Source organism: Peptostreptococcus faecalis (genome assembly GCF_900240845.1).
In the GTDB taxonomy this organism is placed as follows: Bacteria; Bacillota; Clostridia; order Peptostreptococcales; family Peptostreptococcaceae; genus Peptostreptococcus; species Peptostreptococcus faecalis.
In genome coordinates this window covers 224,056-241,407 of sequence record NZ_OERU01000002.1, presented here as the reverse complement: position 1 = coordinate 241,407, position 17,352 = coordinate 224,056, and the positions used below count along the sequence as shown (strand labels likewise).

Sequence of the window (17,352 nt, the reverse complement as noted above, 5' to 3'; positions counted from 1 at the left end):
CTTAATAGTGGTGTTTTTTATTTTTGAAAATAGATATAATAAAATCATTGAATAAAATTAGCATATTTATATTATATTTTCCTAACTAATTGAAATAGACGTCAATTATAGATATAATTAAAAGTATCAGGAGGTGAGCCTATGCTACCAGAAAATATAAAAGAAAAGATATTAGGGCTGTTAGAAGAAGAATTTTACAAGCCGATACCAAAAGAAGATTTTATGAAAATCTTTGTTGAAGATAAAGATGATGAAAATGAATTTTTAAAAATAATAGAAGAACTTTCTGAAAATGGAGATATATTCTTAAATAAAAAGGATAAAGTTGGAAGTTTAAATCATTATTCAATGAAAAAAGGTAAATATTCTTCTACAAAAAGAGGATTTGGATTTATTATTTTAGAAAAAGGTGAACAGGATATATTCGTCAGAGAAAGCGATAAAAATGGAGCTTTTAATGGTGATATTGTATTGGTAAAACTGACTAAACCATCAGATGGGATAAGAAGACCAGAAGGTGTTGTCGTAAAAATAGTAAAAAGAGGAAACTCAGAAATTATAGGGACATTCCAAGAAAATAAAAGTTTTGGTTTTGTAGTATCAGATGATAAAAACTTCAACCAAGATATTTTTATACCAAAAAAATATTTTAGTGGAGCAAAAAATAATGATAAAGTAGTATGTAAAGTAACTTTGTGGCCTGATGATGATAAAAAGCCAGAAGGCAAAATAATTGAAGTTATAGGTAAAAAGGGTGATAGATACGTAGAAATAGATTCAATCGTAAGATCTCATGGGCTACCAGATTCTTTCCCAGAAAAAGTTGTACGTCAAGTAGAAACAATACCTGATCATGTAAGTGAAGACGAAATGATTGGAAGAGTTGATTTAAGAGATGAAATAATATACACAATTGATGGAGATGATTCAAAAGACTTTGATGATGCTGTAGGTGTTGAAATATTAGAAAACGGAAATTATAGACTAGGAGTGCATATAGCCGATGTTACTCATTATATAGCAGAGAACTCTGCTTTAGATAGAGAAGCGCTAAAAAGAGCGACATCAGTATATCTAGTGGATAAAGTAATTCCTATGTTACCAAAAGAACTATCAAATGGAATTTGTTCACTAAATCCTAATGTAGATAGACTTACGTTATCTTGTATTATGGAAGTTTCTCCTGAAAATGGAAAGGTTGTAAAACATGAAATTCATAAATCTGTTATAAGATCTAAGGCAAGAATGACTTATCATAAGGTGAGTGAAATATTAGAAAATGAAGATAAACAACTGATAGAGGAATATGTACCATTTTTAGAAAACTTTAGAAATGCTTGGTCACTAGCAAAAATACTTAGAGAAAAAAGAATAAAAAGAGGAGCTATCGATTTTGATTTCCCAGAAGCTAAAATAGTGCTAGATGATAAGGGTTATCCTATAGATATAACTGCATATGAAAGAAGAAGTTCAAATAAATTGATAGAAGAATTTATGCTACTAGCTAATGAAACAATAGCAGAACATTTTTATTGGCTAAAGTGTCCTTTTGTGTATAGAGTCCATGAAGAGCCAGATGATGAAAAGATTATGAGTTTGAAAAACTTTGTAAATGAGCTAGGATATAAAATGGATTACAGTAGAACAGGTATAAAACCAAGTAATCTTCAAAAACTATTAGATGGAATAGATGATAAAGAATCAAAACACGCAATAGGAACTATAATGTTGAGGTCTTTAAGACAGGCTAGATATTCGCCTGAATCATTAGGACACTTCGGATTAGCAGCAAAGTTTTACTCTCATTTCACTTCTCCTATTAGAAGATATCCAGATCTCCAAATACATAGAATAATAAAGGAAAATTTAGAAAATAAATTTACTGAAAAGAGAAAAGCTCACTATGAGAGCATTTTGGACTATGTATGTGATCAATCTTCAACACAGGAAAGAGAAGCTGATTTAGCAGAGAGAGATGTAGATGATTACTACAAGACAGTATATATGCAAGATAAGGTTGGAGAACAATACGACGGATTTATATCTGGTGTGACATCTTTTGGAATATTTGTTGAGTTGCCAAATGCTGTAGAAGGCATGATAAGATTATATTCTCTTACAGAAGCATTTAAATATAATGAAAAATCACATACACTTGTAGGAACTAGGTCAAATAAAGTATATAGACTAGGTCAAAAAGTAAGAGTGGAAGTAGAAAATGTAAATGTAGACGGTAAAGAAATTGATTTTAAATTTGTATAAAAAGATAAGGGAGAAGGCTTATGAATATTAAAAAAAATAAAAAATTTAGAGTTTATGCACTCTATACGATAGGTTTTTTTATATTGATGAGCATAATGTTATTAAACATACGCATAAACAAACTCAGTTTTGTTTATAATGCTGATGCATTGGTACAACACTATCCCACACAATTTTTTATCACAGAATACTTGAGTGATTTTATAGCAAATATAGGAGATGGAATAAAGTTATTTAATTTTAATATAGGATTGGGACAAGATATATTAGGTACATACCATTATTATGGAATAACAGATCCGTTAAATATTATTTTGTTGTTAGGGAAAGATATAAATGCTAATGCCATGTATGATTTACAGATTATATTAAGAATGTTTTTATCGGGATTAGCATTTGTATATATGTGTATTCATTTTGATAATAAAAGAGGCTTAATACCACTAGGAGCATTAATCTATGTGTTTTCAAACTATGCACTTACTCCAGGTATTATGCATCCTTATTTTATAAATGTGATGTATCTTTTTCCACTGATGATTGTAGGTGTAAATAAACTAATAACGGAAAATAATGTTATATTTTTTATTTTGGTATCCGTATTATCAATAATAACAAATTTTTACTTTGCTTACATGTTGGCTATATTTACCTTTGTATATGCTTTGGTAAAAATAATTATGCGAATCAAAAAATTTAAAATAAAGAGCAACTTGATAGTTTTATTTAGAGGAATAATTTGCTATTTGCTGGCGGTAATGCTATCTTCTATAGTGTTGATTCCAGTGATTCGTTCATATTTAGATAGTTATAGAAGTGGACCAAGAGAGATAAATCTAAATTTATTTATGTCAGTAGAAGAGGCTCTAGATTATGTTTTGAACTTATTTGTGACTCCTAATATAGAAAATTTTGCTGTTGTAGGAATATCTATTATTACTTTATTTGCATTAATAAGTCTATTTATAAATAGAGGTAATATGCAGTTAAAGATTTTGTCAATATTAACAGTTTTTTTAGTATTAATGCCAAAGCTACACAGTTTTGTAAATGGATTTTCGTATGATAATTACAGATGGTATTATGTAGTCACATTATTATTGTCTTATATATTGGTGAATCAATATGAAAATATTCTAGAAATGAGTTTTGCAAAAAAAATAATAATGGTATTAGTCGTGATTACTTATTTAGGAACGTACATATATCAAAACTTTGGACATTTACTATATGAACTTTCCATTAAAGACATACTGATAAAACCTATAAATTTACTTCCAGTGATTACTGCAATATTAATATTAATGATATTATTATTAAAGGATAGATCAACTAAAAAGTGGTCAATTCAAATGATTGTGTCAATATCATTATGCATAAATGTGTTCCTATATATTAATAATGCATGTTCAAGTGGTGTCTTAGCAAATAGAGATGATATAAGAATGATGAGCAATAATAGTTCATTATCTTATGTATCTGGAAAATCTAAACATTCATTTGAAAGAGTAAATAACTTAAAATCTATTTCTTTCAATTATTCAGATATATATAATTATCCATCAATATCTGAATATTACAGTATTGAAAATGCTTATTTATCAAAATTTAATTTGGAATATAAAAATAATGGAGCAGTACCATTGACAAGGATGCAGGGCGTTGATGAAAGGTCAGCTCTGGTAAATATTTTATCAGTAAAATATCATGTAGGTGAGCATAAAGTACCATATGGATTTAAGCAATATGCTTTTCAAGATATGTATATGAATGAAAACTATATACCTTTTGGATTTATGTATAATAATTATGTAAAAGAGTCGGACTTAGAAGATTATTCAGCTTTAGAAAAACAAGAAATACTATTAAAAGCTTGTATAATAGAAGATAATATTCTTGGAGTAGAAAAACTAGCTCAGCAAGAATTAGATGAAATAAAGCTTAGACAAAACAAGGTGGATTATATTTCTTCTGAAAACAAGGTGGTTAATAATAAAAAAGAACATATAGTAAATTTGAATTTTAACCTTAAATATAGTGGAGAGCTATATTTGAAAATAAAGGATATGGACACATTTAAAAACAATGACTACATTGTTGTTGAATCTGGAACAGGTCAAAAGGCAATTGAATTTATTAAGAGAGATTCCAACTGGTATCTAGGAGAGAAAGATGTAATTGCGAATTTAGGATACCATAATAAAGGGACTCGCAGCATAATGATAAACATACCAGAAAGCGGTAGTTTTAACATGGATGATATAGAACTAGAATGTATTCCTGCGAGTGATATATCAGAAAACTCTAGGAAATTAGCTCAAAGACATTTAGAAGGTGTTGAAATTTCAAACAATGGGTTTAAAGGAAGTATAAACAATACTGAAAATGGATTGATGTTTGTGTCAATACCATATAGCGAAGGATGGAAAGCCGTTGTAGATGGTAAAGACACAAAGATACACACAGCAAATACAGGATTTATGGCAATAAATATTAAACCTGGAAAACATAAAGTAGTGTTTGAATATAATAGACCTTGGCAAAATTACGGAATATATGTTTCTGTACTAGGGGTATTGTTATTAATTGCATATCTAGTATTGAGAAGATTTATAGGAGGGGATATATAGATGTCAGCTATAAAAATTTTAGCTACAAACAAGAAAGCTAGACATGACTATTTTATAGATGAAGTGTACGAGTGCGGAATAGAACTCAAAGGCACAGAAGTAAAATCAATTAGAATGGGAAGAATAAACCTAAAGGAAGGATATGCTTCAGTAGATAACAGTGAGGTATTTTTGAAGCAAGTAAATATCAGTTCGTATGAACAAGGTAATAGATACAATGTAGATCCACTAAGGGTTAGAAAACTTCTATTACATAAATCGGAAATACGAAAGTTGATTGGTGCGACAACAATCAAGGGATATTCATTAATTCCTTTAAAAATGTATCTAAAAAAAGGCAAGGTAAAAGTTGAAATTGGACTTGCAAAAGGTAAGAAGTTATATGATAAAAGACAAGACCTTGCAAAAAAAGATGCACAAAGAAGAATTGAAAGAGAAGTTAGGGAAAAATACTAGGAAAAATAAATAATATAAGTTAGCCTGTTGGAAATATTGATTTTATAAGATTCTTATGTTAGAATTAATGTAGGTAAATACTCTTATAAACATGGTTTCTAATAGGCTACTTTTATATGGGGGTGTACTGGTTTCGACGTGGGTTTTGAACTTGGGGCTGCATGTCGTGTTACTCTGGGTCACGTAAAAACTGGGGAAATTTTAAAACAAACGCAAACGAAGATAATTTATTAGCTGCCGCTTAATGGCGCTCGTCCCTTTTAGTCCTCCTGCCGACTAAGAGCTGACGCAATTTATGCAGGGAACTCCTTTAGGGTTGTCTTGACCTAAAGGTAGTCTAATTAAGACTAGATGAATTTGAAACCTGTCACTCGGTGTCAAAGAATTCGAAATTTAAAAAGAGCTGACTAAGCATGTAGGCGCAACAGGGAATTGGCTTGCGGACAGGGGTTCGATTCCCCTCACCTCCACCAATTAAAATGAAAAATCAGTAAAGAGATTGAAAACACTAGGCTTTATAGTTTGGTGTTTTATTTTTTGTATTGAAATAACACAACTATAACACAACTGTTCTTTAATAGAATAAAATTATTACATTTTAAAAGGAGAATTACTTATGAAAAAATATATAAAGTTATATATTGTAGTGTTGTTATTATATATTACGAATACTATCTATTTTATTATACATCTTAAATCAGATCCAGCAAATGCACTTGGACTTATCATGTTATTTCCAGTTTATTTTATCTTTTCATTTATATTCGGGGTGCTTAGCAGCAGAATTATCAGGGACTTCGTTATAAGTACTATTATGAATGTGATATTTGCCTCTTTAATAATAATTGGTAGCTTCTCAGAAATTTATAACTATAATTCTGTATTTGAATTATTGATATCTTGGAATTCTCTTATTCGAATAACAACCATATGTGGAATGGTAGGCTATTCATTTGGTGCAATAACTAATAAAATAAAAAATCATAACTAGAAATAATGACACGTCTATAAAATATAGAATTATAATAATTCACGTTTAGATAAATTAATAAAAACTAGAAAAAATAGGATAAAAAAGTTTATACGAAAAGTATACCTTGATAAATATAAATAAGGATTATACTATAATTATTAGAGATAATAAAATACATTATCAAATATAATTATTAAAGGAGAGGTATAGTGAGTGAAATTGCAGATAAGTTTGAGAAGATAAGGAATAGAGCAGATAAACTTGGAGAAAAATTATCTAACGTGATGGATAAGGTAGTAATTATACTTGGAAAATGTATACTTGGATTTTTTGCTTTAACATCAATGTTTCTTATTTTTTCAATACCTGAAACTGTAGGAGAGTATGTATCTTATGTCGTTAATGGGAAATCAGATATAATAACGCTTACAGGAATAAATACTATTATTCCAATGATGTCATATATATTAGTAATGATACTTTTTGTGTATTTGGCAAAGAAGTTAAATATTGCAAAATTCAACTTGTCATTTATAAATAAAAAGAATGTACTTATAATTTTTATTATAGTTATAATTGATCAAGTAAGTGCTGCTTTATTTTATGGAATAATCCAAAGTAATGGCATGGGAGTTAGAACAGTTGATTATTACATAGATAATGAGAATATTAGTTGGTACTTAGATTTTATAACTGGATTTATTTATGCTCCAATTGTCGAAGAAATAATATTTAGGGGATATATAATAGGTAGGCTGTTTGTGAATAATCCTATAATAGGCATTTTGATAAGTACATTGTTATTTGGAATAGGGCATCTTCCAGAAAATCCTATTAGTTTTATGCTGTTTGCTTCTTCAGGATTACTGTTTTCAATTGCATACTACAAAACCAAAAGATTAGAAGTACCAATAATAATACACAGTATGGGAAATATACTGATAACACTAGGTACATTTTAGTAATTACCTTAGATAATTTCACATCGATTTCAATAAAAATAAATAAAAAAATTGAAAATTTGTTGAAAAATTTAATGCGAAAGGAGTTTGCATATGTATAAAAATATTAAAAAGATAAGCGTTTTATTTTGTACTTTTATTTTCATGTTTTCATTAGTAGGATGTACAAAGGAAAATAAAGATAAAAATCTTGATAAAATTGTAAGTAGTAGTGAACTATGGAAGAAAAATCCTATTGAAGTAGTATCTAGATACGTGAATAGTCTTAATACAGAAGATTGCTATAAGTATGTTTACGCTGATATGAATGAAAAAGATAAAATATATTCTATAGGAGAAGATTATTTAGGAAATGATGGATTTTATCACTTAGGTAGATTCATAGATAAGGAAACTATAAAAAAGGAAATTGAGCATAACAATAAAATTATAAAAAGCTATAAATTTATTGGAGCAAAACCAACTTTACAACAAGAAGTAATTAAAAATCCTATAAAAATCAAAGATAAGAATGGAAAAGTTAAAGAGTATAGAAATCCCATAGTTATTGAAGTTTGGTTTGAAGTCAAACATCAAGGTGGAAAGGGAATCATATACGAAGAGGGGGAAAATATGACCCACTATACATTAATACAAGATTTAAATGGTGATTTTAAAATATTATCAATTGGAATGTAAAATATTTTTGAAACCTATATTACCTCCACCAATTAAAATTAAAAATCAGTAAACAAATTTAAAACACTAGGCTTTACAACTTGGTGTTTTTTTATTTTATAAACAAATGCTTATAGGATTTAATAGAAAAATTAAAAAATATTATTATTAAATATAATAATATACACTACTTAGTATACTTTTTAATATATCGCAATATTTTCATAATAACTAAAAAAATATTTATAAAATCTTTAGAAACTTTTTTAAAAAAAGTATTGACTGTTTATAACAGCATTGTTAATATGGAAAATACATTGTAATATTTATAGTCTAATATTAAAGGAGTAAGAGATGATTGAGAGATTTAAGGATAAAAATAGAGTTATTCAATTTGTTAGAAGCTTGATTTTTGCTGCTGTATCTTTAGCTAATGTCAGTGATAATTGGATTGAAATGAGTTATACAACTAAAGATATTATTAGAGTTATTTCCATTATAGCAATGGTAGGTATATGTTGCACAGAAAAATCATTTGGAAAAATAAGTAAAGCAATACTTATTTTAATGCTTGTTCTAGCATTATTGATGCATTTTAATTTTATATAGGGGGTACTTATGAAAAAAGAAATAAAGTTGTATGTTGTGATGTTATTGTTAAATATTTTGAATGCCACCTATTTTATTTTACATCTCAAAGCAGATCCAGCAAATGGGCTTGGACTTATCATGTTACTTCCAGTTTATTTTATACTTTCATTTATATTTGGATTATTTAGTGGTAGAATTATTAGGAACTTCGTTATAAGTGTAATTCTAAATGTTATATTTACTGCCTTAATATTAATTGGTTCAGGAGATAGTTATAAATTAAGCACTGCAATTGACCTATTAATACTGTGGGGTGATTTTATTTCATCAATAATTATATATGGAATAGTGGGATATTCAATAGGTGCAGTAATTAATAAAACAAAAAATAAGACAGCAAATAGCAAAGAAAAAGCATAATACAAGTAATTTAGAAGTTGTTTTTAAATAGCTCCTTTTTTTTGAAGAAAAATATGACTACATAGAAGTTGTAAAAAAAGCAAAAAAAAGATGTAAAAGAGAGGTTATTTCCTCTCTTTAGCTTAATTATATGTTATTTTTACGGCTATTTTTTAGTTCAGTCCATAAGTTTTCAGTACTAATTCCAATAAATAGGTCTAAATATATCACGGCAATAATATAAATAAGACACACTTTAATAAATGAACCACCTTCAACCAATTTACATAATTTTTTGTTAATTGTATTTATAGAATTCATGATGTCACTTCCTTTTCAATTAGATATTACTATAAGTATAGAATATTAGAATGATTTATTCAATTAAATATTTATTTGTGTTTACACACAACGATATAAATGCTAAAGTAAAATTATAACAAAGATTCTTATTAATGTTATAGATTGGAGGTAGTTATGAAAAAAGAAAGAATGTTGTACCTAATTATATTAATTTTATACTTGTTGGGTTGTGCTTGTTTGTTTTTAATAGGACAAGACCCTTATAGAGGTTTAGGAATAGCAATATTACTAATTCCAATATTCGTGATTACAGCACTTATTTTCGGATTACTAAGCAAGCGAATTTTTTTAAATTTTTTTATAAATATACTACTTGTACTGATTTGTTCAGGTTCTCTATCTATGCTTATGGGAATAGAAAATATATCCTCAGTTGTTAAATCAATAATTAGCGGAGGATCTCTTTTAAATACAACTTTGATATATGGAATTATTGGATATTTAATAGGTGGAATATTAAATATTATAAAAAGGTTATATGATAAGTGGTATGAAAAGTAGCATTTATGTGAGATTCAAATGGTGATTATAAATTATTGTTTATTGTAAGAGATAAGATATAGTATTTAGGAAAACAAAGGAAAATATAAATTGACTTTTATGAAAAGTAATGGTATAATAGAGCTTAAGACATGATACAGAAATGTTACATGTACCAATTAAAATACGGGAATGAGATTCTTGCTATGCGTGACCGTTTAACCCTGAGAAAATTTGTAATTAGTTAGTATTTGGGTTATAAAACTATAAATAACAACCAACCTGTTGACAGGTTGGTTTTTTTAATGCTAAATTTACAATATATGTATGGATGATAAAGTAAAACTATAAGTATATAAAGCTACTATATGCATGAATTGTTGAAGATAAACTACATGAGATTATTATGAGTAAAGATAAAAAATTATATAAAATAAAAAAAGGGGGGCTTTTAGTGGAAAATCAAACCATAAGGGAATTGACGGTTGAAGAAATTGAAAAGGCAATGAACTTAGTTTCAATAGTTTTTGATGAGTATGTAGCACCAACATATAGCAAAGAAGGAGTACAATTTTTCAAAGAAATCATAAAAACAGAATCATATATAAGATATGTCGAAGATGAAGGATATGTTTTATGGGGATGCTTTTACGGGGATAAAATTGTTGGAGTAATAGGAGTTCGAGCTCCTTTTCATATCAGTCTTTTATTTGTGGATAAAGATTTTCACAAAAGAGGGATTGCAAAGAAACTATTTGTACATGTATTGAATTTTTATAAAGTGTCAGAAAACGTAAATAAAGTAACAGTAAATTCATCTCCTTATGCTATTAGTATGTATCATCGTTTAGGATTTACGGATACGGGAAGAGAACAGGTAACAAATGGAATTAGATTTACACCTATGGAGTATGTAATAGAATAGTTATTACAATGGTGAAAAGTTGAACATCATGATCAAAGAACAATAAATTATGTATAAATAACTTAACTATAATCTAAAAAAGTATGAGGTATAATGAAATTATTTAGTTTAACTAAATAAAAAGTTGAAAAATAAAATTATAAAACTCTCTATAATATATATGTATATTTATGAAAATAAATAATAAATCACTGTTTAGAACGCATATGAACGGGGGCATATATACATATGTAATACAATTTTCATTTGAAAATATACTAATACAAAAAAATAAAGTTTTGCTTATCAAAATTTCGTATTAAATGAGACTATATACTTTTTAATACAAAAAATATAAGTATACACAGTCATATCATATTTTTATGACAAGGTATTAAAAAATGAAAATGTAATTTAAAATATAGGGGGTAGAAAAGTGATAAAAGAATCAAAAAAAATATCAGGTATATTAGCAATTTTTTGTATAGCGGTTTTTTTAGTTATATTTGGAAATAGTCGTTCATTTGCTAGTGAAAAATTGCCAGAAATTAAATCATTTGAATTTAATGAAAATAATGAAGGAGTTATTTTTAAACAGTGGGATGATGGAATTGAGACGGGAGCATCTTCTTCGTTACCAATAGTAGATGTGGAAAACGCTTATTTCTCAAAAGGCGTTATTTTTGATTTCTCACATTATGGAAAAATTGGTGATAGTGATGAAATATCTTATAATGGTGTGGATAAAGCATCTCCCGAGAGAACTACTGCTATAACTCAAAAGCTTAAGTACAATAATAATTTAGTATATTCTCTTTTTTATGACAAAGCAAGGTTAGATGAGTATTATACTTTTTATATGAAGTATTTAAAACACAGTGAATCATTTTATTATAATATTTTAGACAGTCAGTTAGAAAGAGATTATAAAAAAATAAGTTTATCTGATCAGGATAATAATATAATTAATAATATATTAAAATTAGGATATTCTGAAATAGATAATAGCGTTAAAAATTCTGGAACTGCAACTCACATGATGTCAAATATAGATTCATTTTTGACAACTCAGAGAGTGCTTATAAAATACTTAAATGAGAGCTTAGGAAAAGAGATAGAAATGCCCGCTATTTCTAAGATAAGAGAAGAAGATGGTCCAAGAACTTCTATTTATTTAGAATCAAGTATGAAAAACTTAGAAAATTTATATAAAGATGACTTGAAAATTAAGTTGGTATCTAGTGGAGAAGTGAATGTTATTGATGGAAATTATACAAAAGAATACAAACTTTCAGTCCCATTAGAAAAAGATATGGAAATATGGAATGTTAGAGCTAATACTGGTGGAGAGCACATGGTCTACGCAAAGGCTGATATAAAGTTGGATAAAAAAATAGACGGAGCTAAGGTTATTGTAACACCTGTGAAGTATGCAGGTGAAAAGAGAGATATATGGGAATATGAAGAACCATATGAAAAGGAAATATCCAACGAAAAATCTGTTTCTGTAAAGCAAGGCGATAAAATTAAATTAATACTTCCTAAGACATCAATAGACAATAGCAATATTGAAGAAGTAGATTTAATAGCTAATGGTGGATCAGATAAATTTAATTTTGATATCAATTACATAAAAGTGAATAAATATACTTTATCGAATGGAGATAAGGTAGACATTGATTTTATAATTAATGAGATTAATGAAAAAGGTAACTATGAAGATTTATATAAGAGAGATTTAGAAAAATTAGAAAACATAAGAGATGGAGCATATTTTCTGTATATAAATGATATTGAAACTAGTAAAGAAAGTGATGTAGATAAAATAAAATTTGTAAAAGAGGGTAACAACGGAAATGGAGGAGGAACAGTTAATCCTCCAGCTAAAAAAGCAATAGCAGTGTTAGCAAATGGATCAAAATATACTGATGTATTGACAGCAACAGTACTTGCAAATGAAAGAAACTGCCCAATTCTACTAACTGGAACAGATAGTATATCTACGGAAACACTAAACGAATTAAAAAGACGTGGAACAGGAGATATAATAATATCTGGTGGTGTGGATTCANTGACAGCAACAGTACTTGCAAATGAAAGAAACTGCCCAATTCTACTAACTGGAACAGATAGTATATCTACGGAAACACTAAACGAATTAAAAAGACGTGGAACAGGAGATATAATAATATCTGGTGGTGTGGATTCAGTGTCTAAAAAAGTAGAAGAACAATTAAAAGACTTCAATATTATTAGATATGCAGGAAATGATAGATACGAAACTGCAAAAGAAATTGGAAAAGCAATAAGATCTTTGACTGGAAAGACTGAGGGAGCATTTTTGGTGGATGGTACTAACTTCCCTGATGTAATTACAATATCATCATTAGCAGCAAACAAGAGACTTCCAATACTTCTTACTAATCCTGAAAAACTAACAGCAACTACTGAAAAGACGATAAAAGACTGGAATATAAAAAATATAACAATAGGTGGTCAAGATAATTCAGTAGGAAATAATATTGAAACAAAATTAAAAAATGAAATAAAAATATCTACTTCAAGAATAGGTGGATCAGATAGATATGAGACAGCTTCACTAATAGGAAAAGAAGTAAGAAAATCTACAGGAAATACTAAAGATATGATATTAGTAGATGGAACAAACTTCCCTGATGGAATCACAATCAACTCTCTAGCAGCGAAGTTCAAAGCTCCAATACATTTAACAAGACCAGCTAGTCTAACTGATATTACAGCAAATGATATATCAGACTGGAAAATAGAAAATATAATTGTAGGTGGAGGAGAAAACTCAGTTTCTAAATCAATCTATGATGGACTGAAAGTCGCTAACAAGGAAAGAATATCAGGTGCTGATAGATATTCTACAGCAGTTAAGATATCTCAAAAACTTGATAGTGTGAATTTTATAAAATAATATTGATTATGTTGTAAAACTTAAAATAGAACTAGTTTATAGATATTATTTGGCAAGATAAAAAAGGAGATGTTTCTACATCTCCTTTTTTAGTTCTTGTTCATGTTTTTTAATAAGTTTATCAAGTGTTGGTCTTGATATTTTATATAGTATAGCAAATTCTTTTTTTGTAATCTTTCTATTCATATATTGATTATACAAATCTACAAAATAATCATTTATCTTTATACTTTCTTTTTTAAATTTACCCTTTGCCTTGGCTATTTTTATTCCTTCTGCTTGCCTTTCCTTAATATTTACACGTTCAAATTCATTGATTGCACCAATCATTGTAAGCATAAGCTTTCCTGTAGGAGTGCTAGTGTCTATATTTTCTTTTATACTTACTAAATTTACTTTTTTTGAGTTTAGTTCATCTGTTATATCTAGCAAATCTTTTAAGCTTCTAGCAAGTCTACTAAAATCTAAGACTACTAAAATCTAAGACTACAACTGTATCGCCTTCTCTAACGAAGTTTAGCATGTCTTTTAATTCTACTCTATTTTTATCCTTAGCAGATACTTTTTCAGTATAAATTTTATCTAAATCAAATTTTTCTTTCAGAGCATCTATTTGTCTATCTAAATTTTGATCTATGCTAGATACTCTAGCATAACCTATTAACTGACCCTTCAAAGAATCTCCTCCTAGTAATATATTTATCCTTTATATATTTATAACTATATCATAAAAGTAAAATAAAGTACATATTCACTTTACTAGATGTAAATATAATTTGATTTATATAGGATATATATGTTGATTTAACAATAAAATAATAGAAAATACGATATGAAGTATATAACTTTGATTTACACATGAGAAAACGATATCTTAAAAAGTTAAATATAGTATACTTTGATTTACATATATTACCTTGCTAATGAGTGATATATGTAACACAACCATTTTTTATTTATCAATATATTATTTCTTCATATTATTTCTTCATTTCCATTTCTAATATTTTATCTTGATAAATCTGATAAAGTTCTTTTGAAGTTATTTCTGAACTTTTTTTATCTAAAACTATTTGACCACTATCGAGCATTATTATTCTATCTGAAAATTCTACTGCATCTTTCATATTATGAGTTATCATTATCGTTGTAAGATTTTTATTTTTTATTAAGTCTACAGTTTTGTTCATTACAACCTTTGATGTTTTGGGATCCAGAGCAGCTGTGTGTTCATCTAGTAAAAGTATTTTGGGGTGCTTCATTGATGCCATCAACAGAGACAAAGATTGTCTTTGTCCGCCAGAGAGCAAATTCACCCTACTATCTAGTTTATTTTCAAGTCCTAAATCTAGTGTTTTTAATTGTTCTTTATAATATTCTATTCTTTTTTTCTAATAAGTTTTCTCAGGCTGAAGTTTTCATTCTTTTTATCGGCTAGAGCCATATTTTCCAATATAGTTAATGAAGGAGATACTCCCATAGATGGATTTTGATGCACTCTACCTATATATTTTGCTCTTGTTTCTTCTTTGAATTTGCTAACATCAGTTCCTTCGATTTTTATACTGCCTTCATCTGGTATTAATGAACCGGCGATTATATTCATTAATGTAGACTTTCCACAGCCATTTGATCCAATTATAGCTGTGGAAGTATTATCTTCAAATTCTATTTCAAAGTTACGAAAAATGTTATTTTCAAAATCAGTGCCGATATTAAAGCTTTTATATAATTTTTTTATTTGTAACATTATGCTCGCTCCTTACTACGTTTCTTTATTTGCCAATTTGCATAGCTATTATTGTATGCAATAAATAAAACGACTATTATACCTGTAATCATTTTAAAATCTGACGGTTGAAGTCCTGCTTCTAAAGCAAGTGCATTAATAGCTTTATAAATAATTGCACCTATTAGAACTCTAGTAGTTCCTTTTAGATTTCTATGTCTAAATACCGTATCTCCAATAATTATTAATGCTAGAGCAATAACTATTGTACCTGGGCCCATTTGCATATCAGCATACCTTTGAGATTGTGCTAGTAAGGCTCCTGATAATGCAACTAGTCCATTTGATAACATTAGCCCAATAACACTATATTTATTTGACGATTCACCCAATGATTTTACAAGTGATTTATTATCGCCAGTTGCAACTAACATATATCCTGTTTCTGTTATTAAAAATTTATCTACTAAAAACTTTATAATTGCAACAATAATTATCATTACTATTATTCTATCTATATATTTATTCCCAACTGTGAAATAATCAAATATGACTTTTGAGCCTGATAAAGGAACATTAGCCTTACCGTTTATCCTTAGGTTTATAGAGTAAAGAATAGTCATGTTCAAAATACCAGCTAATAGAGGTTTTATTTTTAATTTAATACTTAAAAAAGCTGCTAAAAACCCTGTAAAAGTACCTATGACAAATGAAATAACGATACTCAGCATTGGATTTAATCCTAATGTTGCTAATCTAGCAAATAATAATGCGCCAAAAGGAAATGTACTATCTACAGATAAATCTGCAATATCTAAAACTTTATAAGTTAAATATACTCCTATTCCTAATATTGTATAAATTAATCCCTGTTCTATTGTTGTAAACATTAAATTCATAAAAGAAACCTCCTAAAATTTATTTTTCAGTTAATATTTCTTTTGAATTTTTAAAGACGTTATTATCCTTATCTATTCCTAAAGAATCTAATGTATTACTATTATATGTTTTGATAAAATTCTTTGATTTTTCTACAGGGATGTCTTTTGGATTCTCACCATCAATCAGAATTTTTTTTGCCATAGAAGCCGTTTGTTTTCCTAGATCATAGTAGCTAATTCCATTTGAAATTAAAATTCCTCCTTTTACATGGGCTTCTTCTGCACCAACAGTTATAATTTTATTTTCAATGGCAATATCTGAAATAATTGAAATACTTGAAGCAATCATATTATCTGTTATAGTGTAAATTCCATCTATTTCTTTAACCTTTGATTGTAGAGTTTGGGCGACATCATTTATGCTGCTTACCCCGATATCAATAATTTTTATTCCTAATTCTTTTTCTAGTGATTTTGCTTGCTTAATTTGTATTTCACTATTTCTTTCACTAGTGTTATAAATAATTCCTATGTTTTTTATCGAACTATCGATTTCCTTAAATAAACTTAATTGTTCTTTAATAGGAGCCGCATCCAAAGTTCCGGTTATATTTTCACCAGGATTTTCATTTGAATTTACAAGTTTAGCATCTACAGCATCTGTAACTGCTGAGAATAATACAGGTATTCTGTTTTCTTTTTCTAAATCTAATGTTGCCTGTTGAGCTGACTGTGCTACGGGTGTCGCGATTGTAAAGATCAAATCTACATCATCAGAAATTTGTTTTTGTACTATTTGACTTGCGACTCCAGGATCTCCTTGAGCATTATTATAATCTTCTTTAAAATTAATACCTTGCTCTTCTAACCCATCAATAAAACCTTTTCTAGCTTCATCCAAAGCAGGATGTTCTGCCAGTTGAGCAATACCGATGACAAAGTCATCGCCTTTCTTATTGCAACCTACTAAAACGAAAGTTAACAATCCTAACATCAAAAAAATCTTACTAATATTTTTCATATTTTCCCTCCCTATTTAGTAATGTAGTTAATGGGAATAGCTAAATTTAATAAAAAATTTTAACAAAAAAAGGCCCCTTGCGCAATATGAACAAGAGGTTGAA

The 17,352-nt window shown here is 28.0% G+C and carries 17 protein-coding genes and 1 other RNA gene; 12 read left to right on the top strand and 6 right to left on the bottom strand.

Annotated features, from left to right (window positions below; translation table 11 throughout):
* The first annotated feature begins 141 nt into the window (after positions 1 to 141).
* The 12 genes from rnr (at position 142) to C0982_RS06325 (ending at position 13,618) form a co-directional block, all read left to right on the top strand.
* Positions 142 to 2,262 carry a ribonuclease R gene (gene rnr, locus C0982_RS06380; RefSeq protein WP_101773343.1) on the top strand — a complete coding sequence of 707 codons (2,121 nt, stop codon included), beginning with the start codon at positions 142 to 144 and terminating at the stop codon, positions 2,260 to 2,262.
* A 20-nt stretch (positions 2,263 to 2,282) separates the two neighbouring features.
* On the top strand, positions 2,283 to 4,892 hold the full coding sequence (locus C0982_RS06375) for a YfhO family protein (RefSeq protein WP_101773342.1): 2,610 nt from the start codon (positions 2,283 to 2,285) through the stop codon (positions 4,890 to 4,892).
* Positions 4,893 to 5,348 carry an SsrA-binding protein SmpB gene (smpB, locus tag C0982_RS06370; RefSeq protein WP_101773341.1) on the top strand — a complete coding sequence of 152 codons (456 nt, stop codon included), beginning with the start codon at positions 4,893 to 4,895 and terminating at the stop codon, positions 5,346 to 5,348.
* Positions 5,349 to 5,466: 118 nt separating this feature from the next.
* Positions 5,467 to 5,821: a transfer-messenger RNA gene (ssrA, locus tag C0982_RS06365) on the top strand.
* 143 nt (positions 5,822 to 5,964) lie between these two features.
* A complete protein-coding gene (locus C0982_RS06360; protein WP_101773340.1) occupies positions 5,965 to 6,339 on the top strand; it encodes a hypothetical protein in 375 nt (124 codons plus the stop codon).
* 191 nt (positions 6,340 to 6,530) lie between these two features.
* Positions 6,531 to 7,283, top strand: a complete 753-nt coding sequence (locus C0982_RS06355) for a CPBP family intramembrane glutamic endopeptidase (protein WP_101773414.1) — start codon at positions 6,531 to 6,533, stop codon at positions 7,281 to 7,283.
* A gap of 93 nt (positions 7,284 to 7,376) precedes the next feature.
* The gene (locus C0982_RS06350) at positions 7,377 to 7,961 is read left to right on the top strand and encodes a hypothetical protein (protein WP_101773338.1); all 585 of its coding nucleotides are present in this window, start codon (positions 7,377 to 7,379) and stop codon (positions 7,959 to 7,961) included.
* 333 nt (positions 7,962 to 8,294) lie between these two features.
* Positions 8,295 to 8,549, top strand: a complete 255-nt coding sequence (locus C0982_RS06345) for a hypothetical protein (protein ID WP_101773337.1) — start codon at positions 8,295 to 8,297, stop codon at positions 8,547 to 8,549.
* Positions 8,550 to 8,558: 9 nt separating this feature from the next.
* Positions 8,559 to 8,951: a hypothetical protein gene (locus C0982_RS06340; RefSeq protein WP_101773336.1), complete on the top strand. Its 393-nt coding sequence runs from the start codon at positions 8,559 to 8,561 to the stop codon at positions 8,949 to 8,951.
* Between the two features lie 456 nt (positions 8,952 to 9,407).
* Positions 9,408 to 9,794 carry a hypothetical protein gene (locus tag C0982_RS06335; RefSeq protein WP_101773335.1) on the top strand — a complete coding sequence of 129 codons (387 nt, stop codon included), beginning with the start codon at positions 9,408 to 9,410 and terminating at the stop codon, positions 9,792 to 9,794.
* Positions 9,795 to 10,179: 385 nt separating this feature from the next.
* Positions 10,180 to 10,698 carry a GNAT family N-acetyltransferase gene (locus C0982_RS06330; protein WP_101773334.1) on the top strand — a complete coding sequence of 173 codons (519 nt, stop codon included), beginning with the start codon at positions 10,180 to 10,182 and terminating at the stop codon, positions 10,696 to 10,698.
* An 838-nt stretch (positions 10,699 to 11,536) separates the two neighbouring features.
* Complete coding sequence (locus C0982_RS06325) at positions 11,537 to 13,618, top strand: cell wall-binding repeat-containing protein (RefSeq protein WP_456299411.1); 2,082 nt, start codon at positions 11,537 to 11,539, stop codon at positions 13,616 to 13,618.
* A gap of 75 nt (positions 13,619 to 13,693) precedes the next feature.
* Here the strand turns inward: C0982_RS06325 and C0982_RS10795 are convergent, their stop codons facing one another.
* The 6 genes from C0982_RS10795 to C0982_RS06305 form a co-directional block, all read right to left on the bottom strand.
* Entirely contained in the window at positions 13,694 to 14,050 is a 357-nt protein-coding gene (locus C0982_RS10795; RefSeq protein ID WP_278336038.1) for a recombinase family protein, read from the bottom strand.
* 25 nt (positions 14,051 to 14,075) lie between these two features.
* Positions 14,076 to 14,294: a recombinase family protein gene (locus C0982_RS10790; protein WP_278336037.1), complete on the bottom strand. Its 219-nt coding sequence runs from the start codon at positions 14,292 to 14,294 to the stop codon at positions 14,076 to 14,078.
* Between the two features lie 304 nt (positions 14,295 to 14,598).
* Entirely contained in the window at positions 14,599 to 14,934 is a 336-nt protein-coding gene (locus C0982_RS10895) for an ATP-binding cassette domain-containing protein (protein ID WP_408634000.1), read from the bottom strand.
* A gap of 62 nt (positions 14,935 to 14,996) precedes the next feature.
* Positions 14,997 to 15,368: an ATP-binding cassette domain-containing protein gene (locus C0982_RS10890; RefSeq protein ID WP_180946891.1), complete on the bottom strand. Its 372-nt coding sequence runs from the start codon at positions 15,366 to 15,368 to the stop codon at positions 14,997 to 14,999.
* On the bottom strand, positions 15,368 to 16,246 hold the full coding sequence (locus C0982_RS06310; protein WP_101773412.1) for an ABC transporter permease: 879 nt from the start codon (positions 16,244 to 16,246) through the stop codon (positions 15,368 to 15,370). Before C0982_RS06310 ends, C0982_RS10890 begins: the two co-directional genes overlap by 1 nt.
* A gap of 19 nt (positions 16,247 to 16,265) precedes the next feature.
* A complete protein-coding gene (locus tag C0982_RS06305; RefSeq protein ID WP_242961519.1) occupies positions 16,266 to 17,222 on the bottom strand; it encodes an ABC transporter substrate-binding protein in 957 nt (318 codons plus the stop codon).
* Positions 17,223 to 17,352: the final 130 nt, after the last annotated feature.

Excerpts from the sequence above, each read along its gene's own strand:
- rnr (WP_101773343.1), top strand. The coding sequence starts at position 142 with ATGCTACCAGAAAATATAAAAGAAAAGATATTAGGGCTGTTAGAAGAA.
- C0982_RS06375 (WP_101773342.1), top strand. The coding sequence starts at position 2,283 with ATGAATATTAAAAAAAATAAAAAATTTAGAGTTTATGCACTCTATACG.
- smpB (WP_101773341.1), top strand. The coding sequence starts at position 4,893 with ATGTCAGCTATAAAAATTTTAGCTACAAACAAGAAAGCTAGACATGAC.
- C0982_RS06360 (WP_101773340.1), top strand. The coding sequence starts at position 5,965 with ATGAAAAAATATATAAAGTTATATATTGTAGTGTTGTTATTATATATT.
- C0982_RS06350 (WP_101773338.1), top strand. The coding sequence starts at position 7,377 with ATGTATAAAAATATTAAAAAGATAAGCGTTTTATTTTGTACTTTTATT.
- C0982_RS06345 (WP_101773337.1), top strand. The coding sequence starts at position 8,295 with ATGATTGAGAGATTTAAGGATAAAAATAGAGTTATTCAATTTGTTAGA.
- C0982_RS06340 (WP_101773336.1), top strand. The coding sequence starts at position 8,559 with ATGAAAAAAGAAATAAAGTTGTATGTTGTGATGTTATTGTTAAATATT.
- C0982_RS06335 (WP_101773335.1), top strand. The coding sequence starts at position 9,408 with ATGAAAAAAGAAAGAATGTTGTACCTAATTATATTAATTTTATACTTG.
- C0982_RS06330 (WP_101773334.1), top strand. The coding sequence starts at position 10,180 with ATGAGTAAAGATAAAAAATTATATAAAATAAAAAAAGGGGGGCTTTTA.
- C0982_RS10890 (WP_180946891.1), bottom strand. The coding sequence starts at position 15,368 with ATGTTACAAATAAAAAAATTATATAAAAGCTTTAATATCGGCACTGAT.
- C0982_RS06310 (WP_101773412.1), bottom strand. The coding sequence starts at position 16,246 with ATGAATTTAATGTTTACAACAATAGAACAGGGATTAATTTATACAATA.
- C0982_RS06305 (WP_242961519.1), bottom strand. The coding sequence starts at position 17,222 with ATGTTAGGATTGTTAACTTTCGTTTTAGTAGGTTGCAATAAGAAAGGC.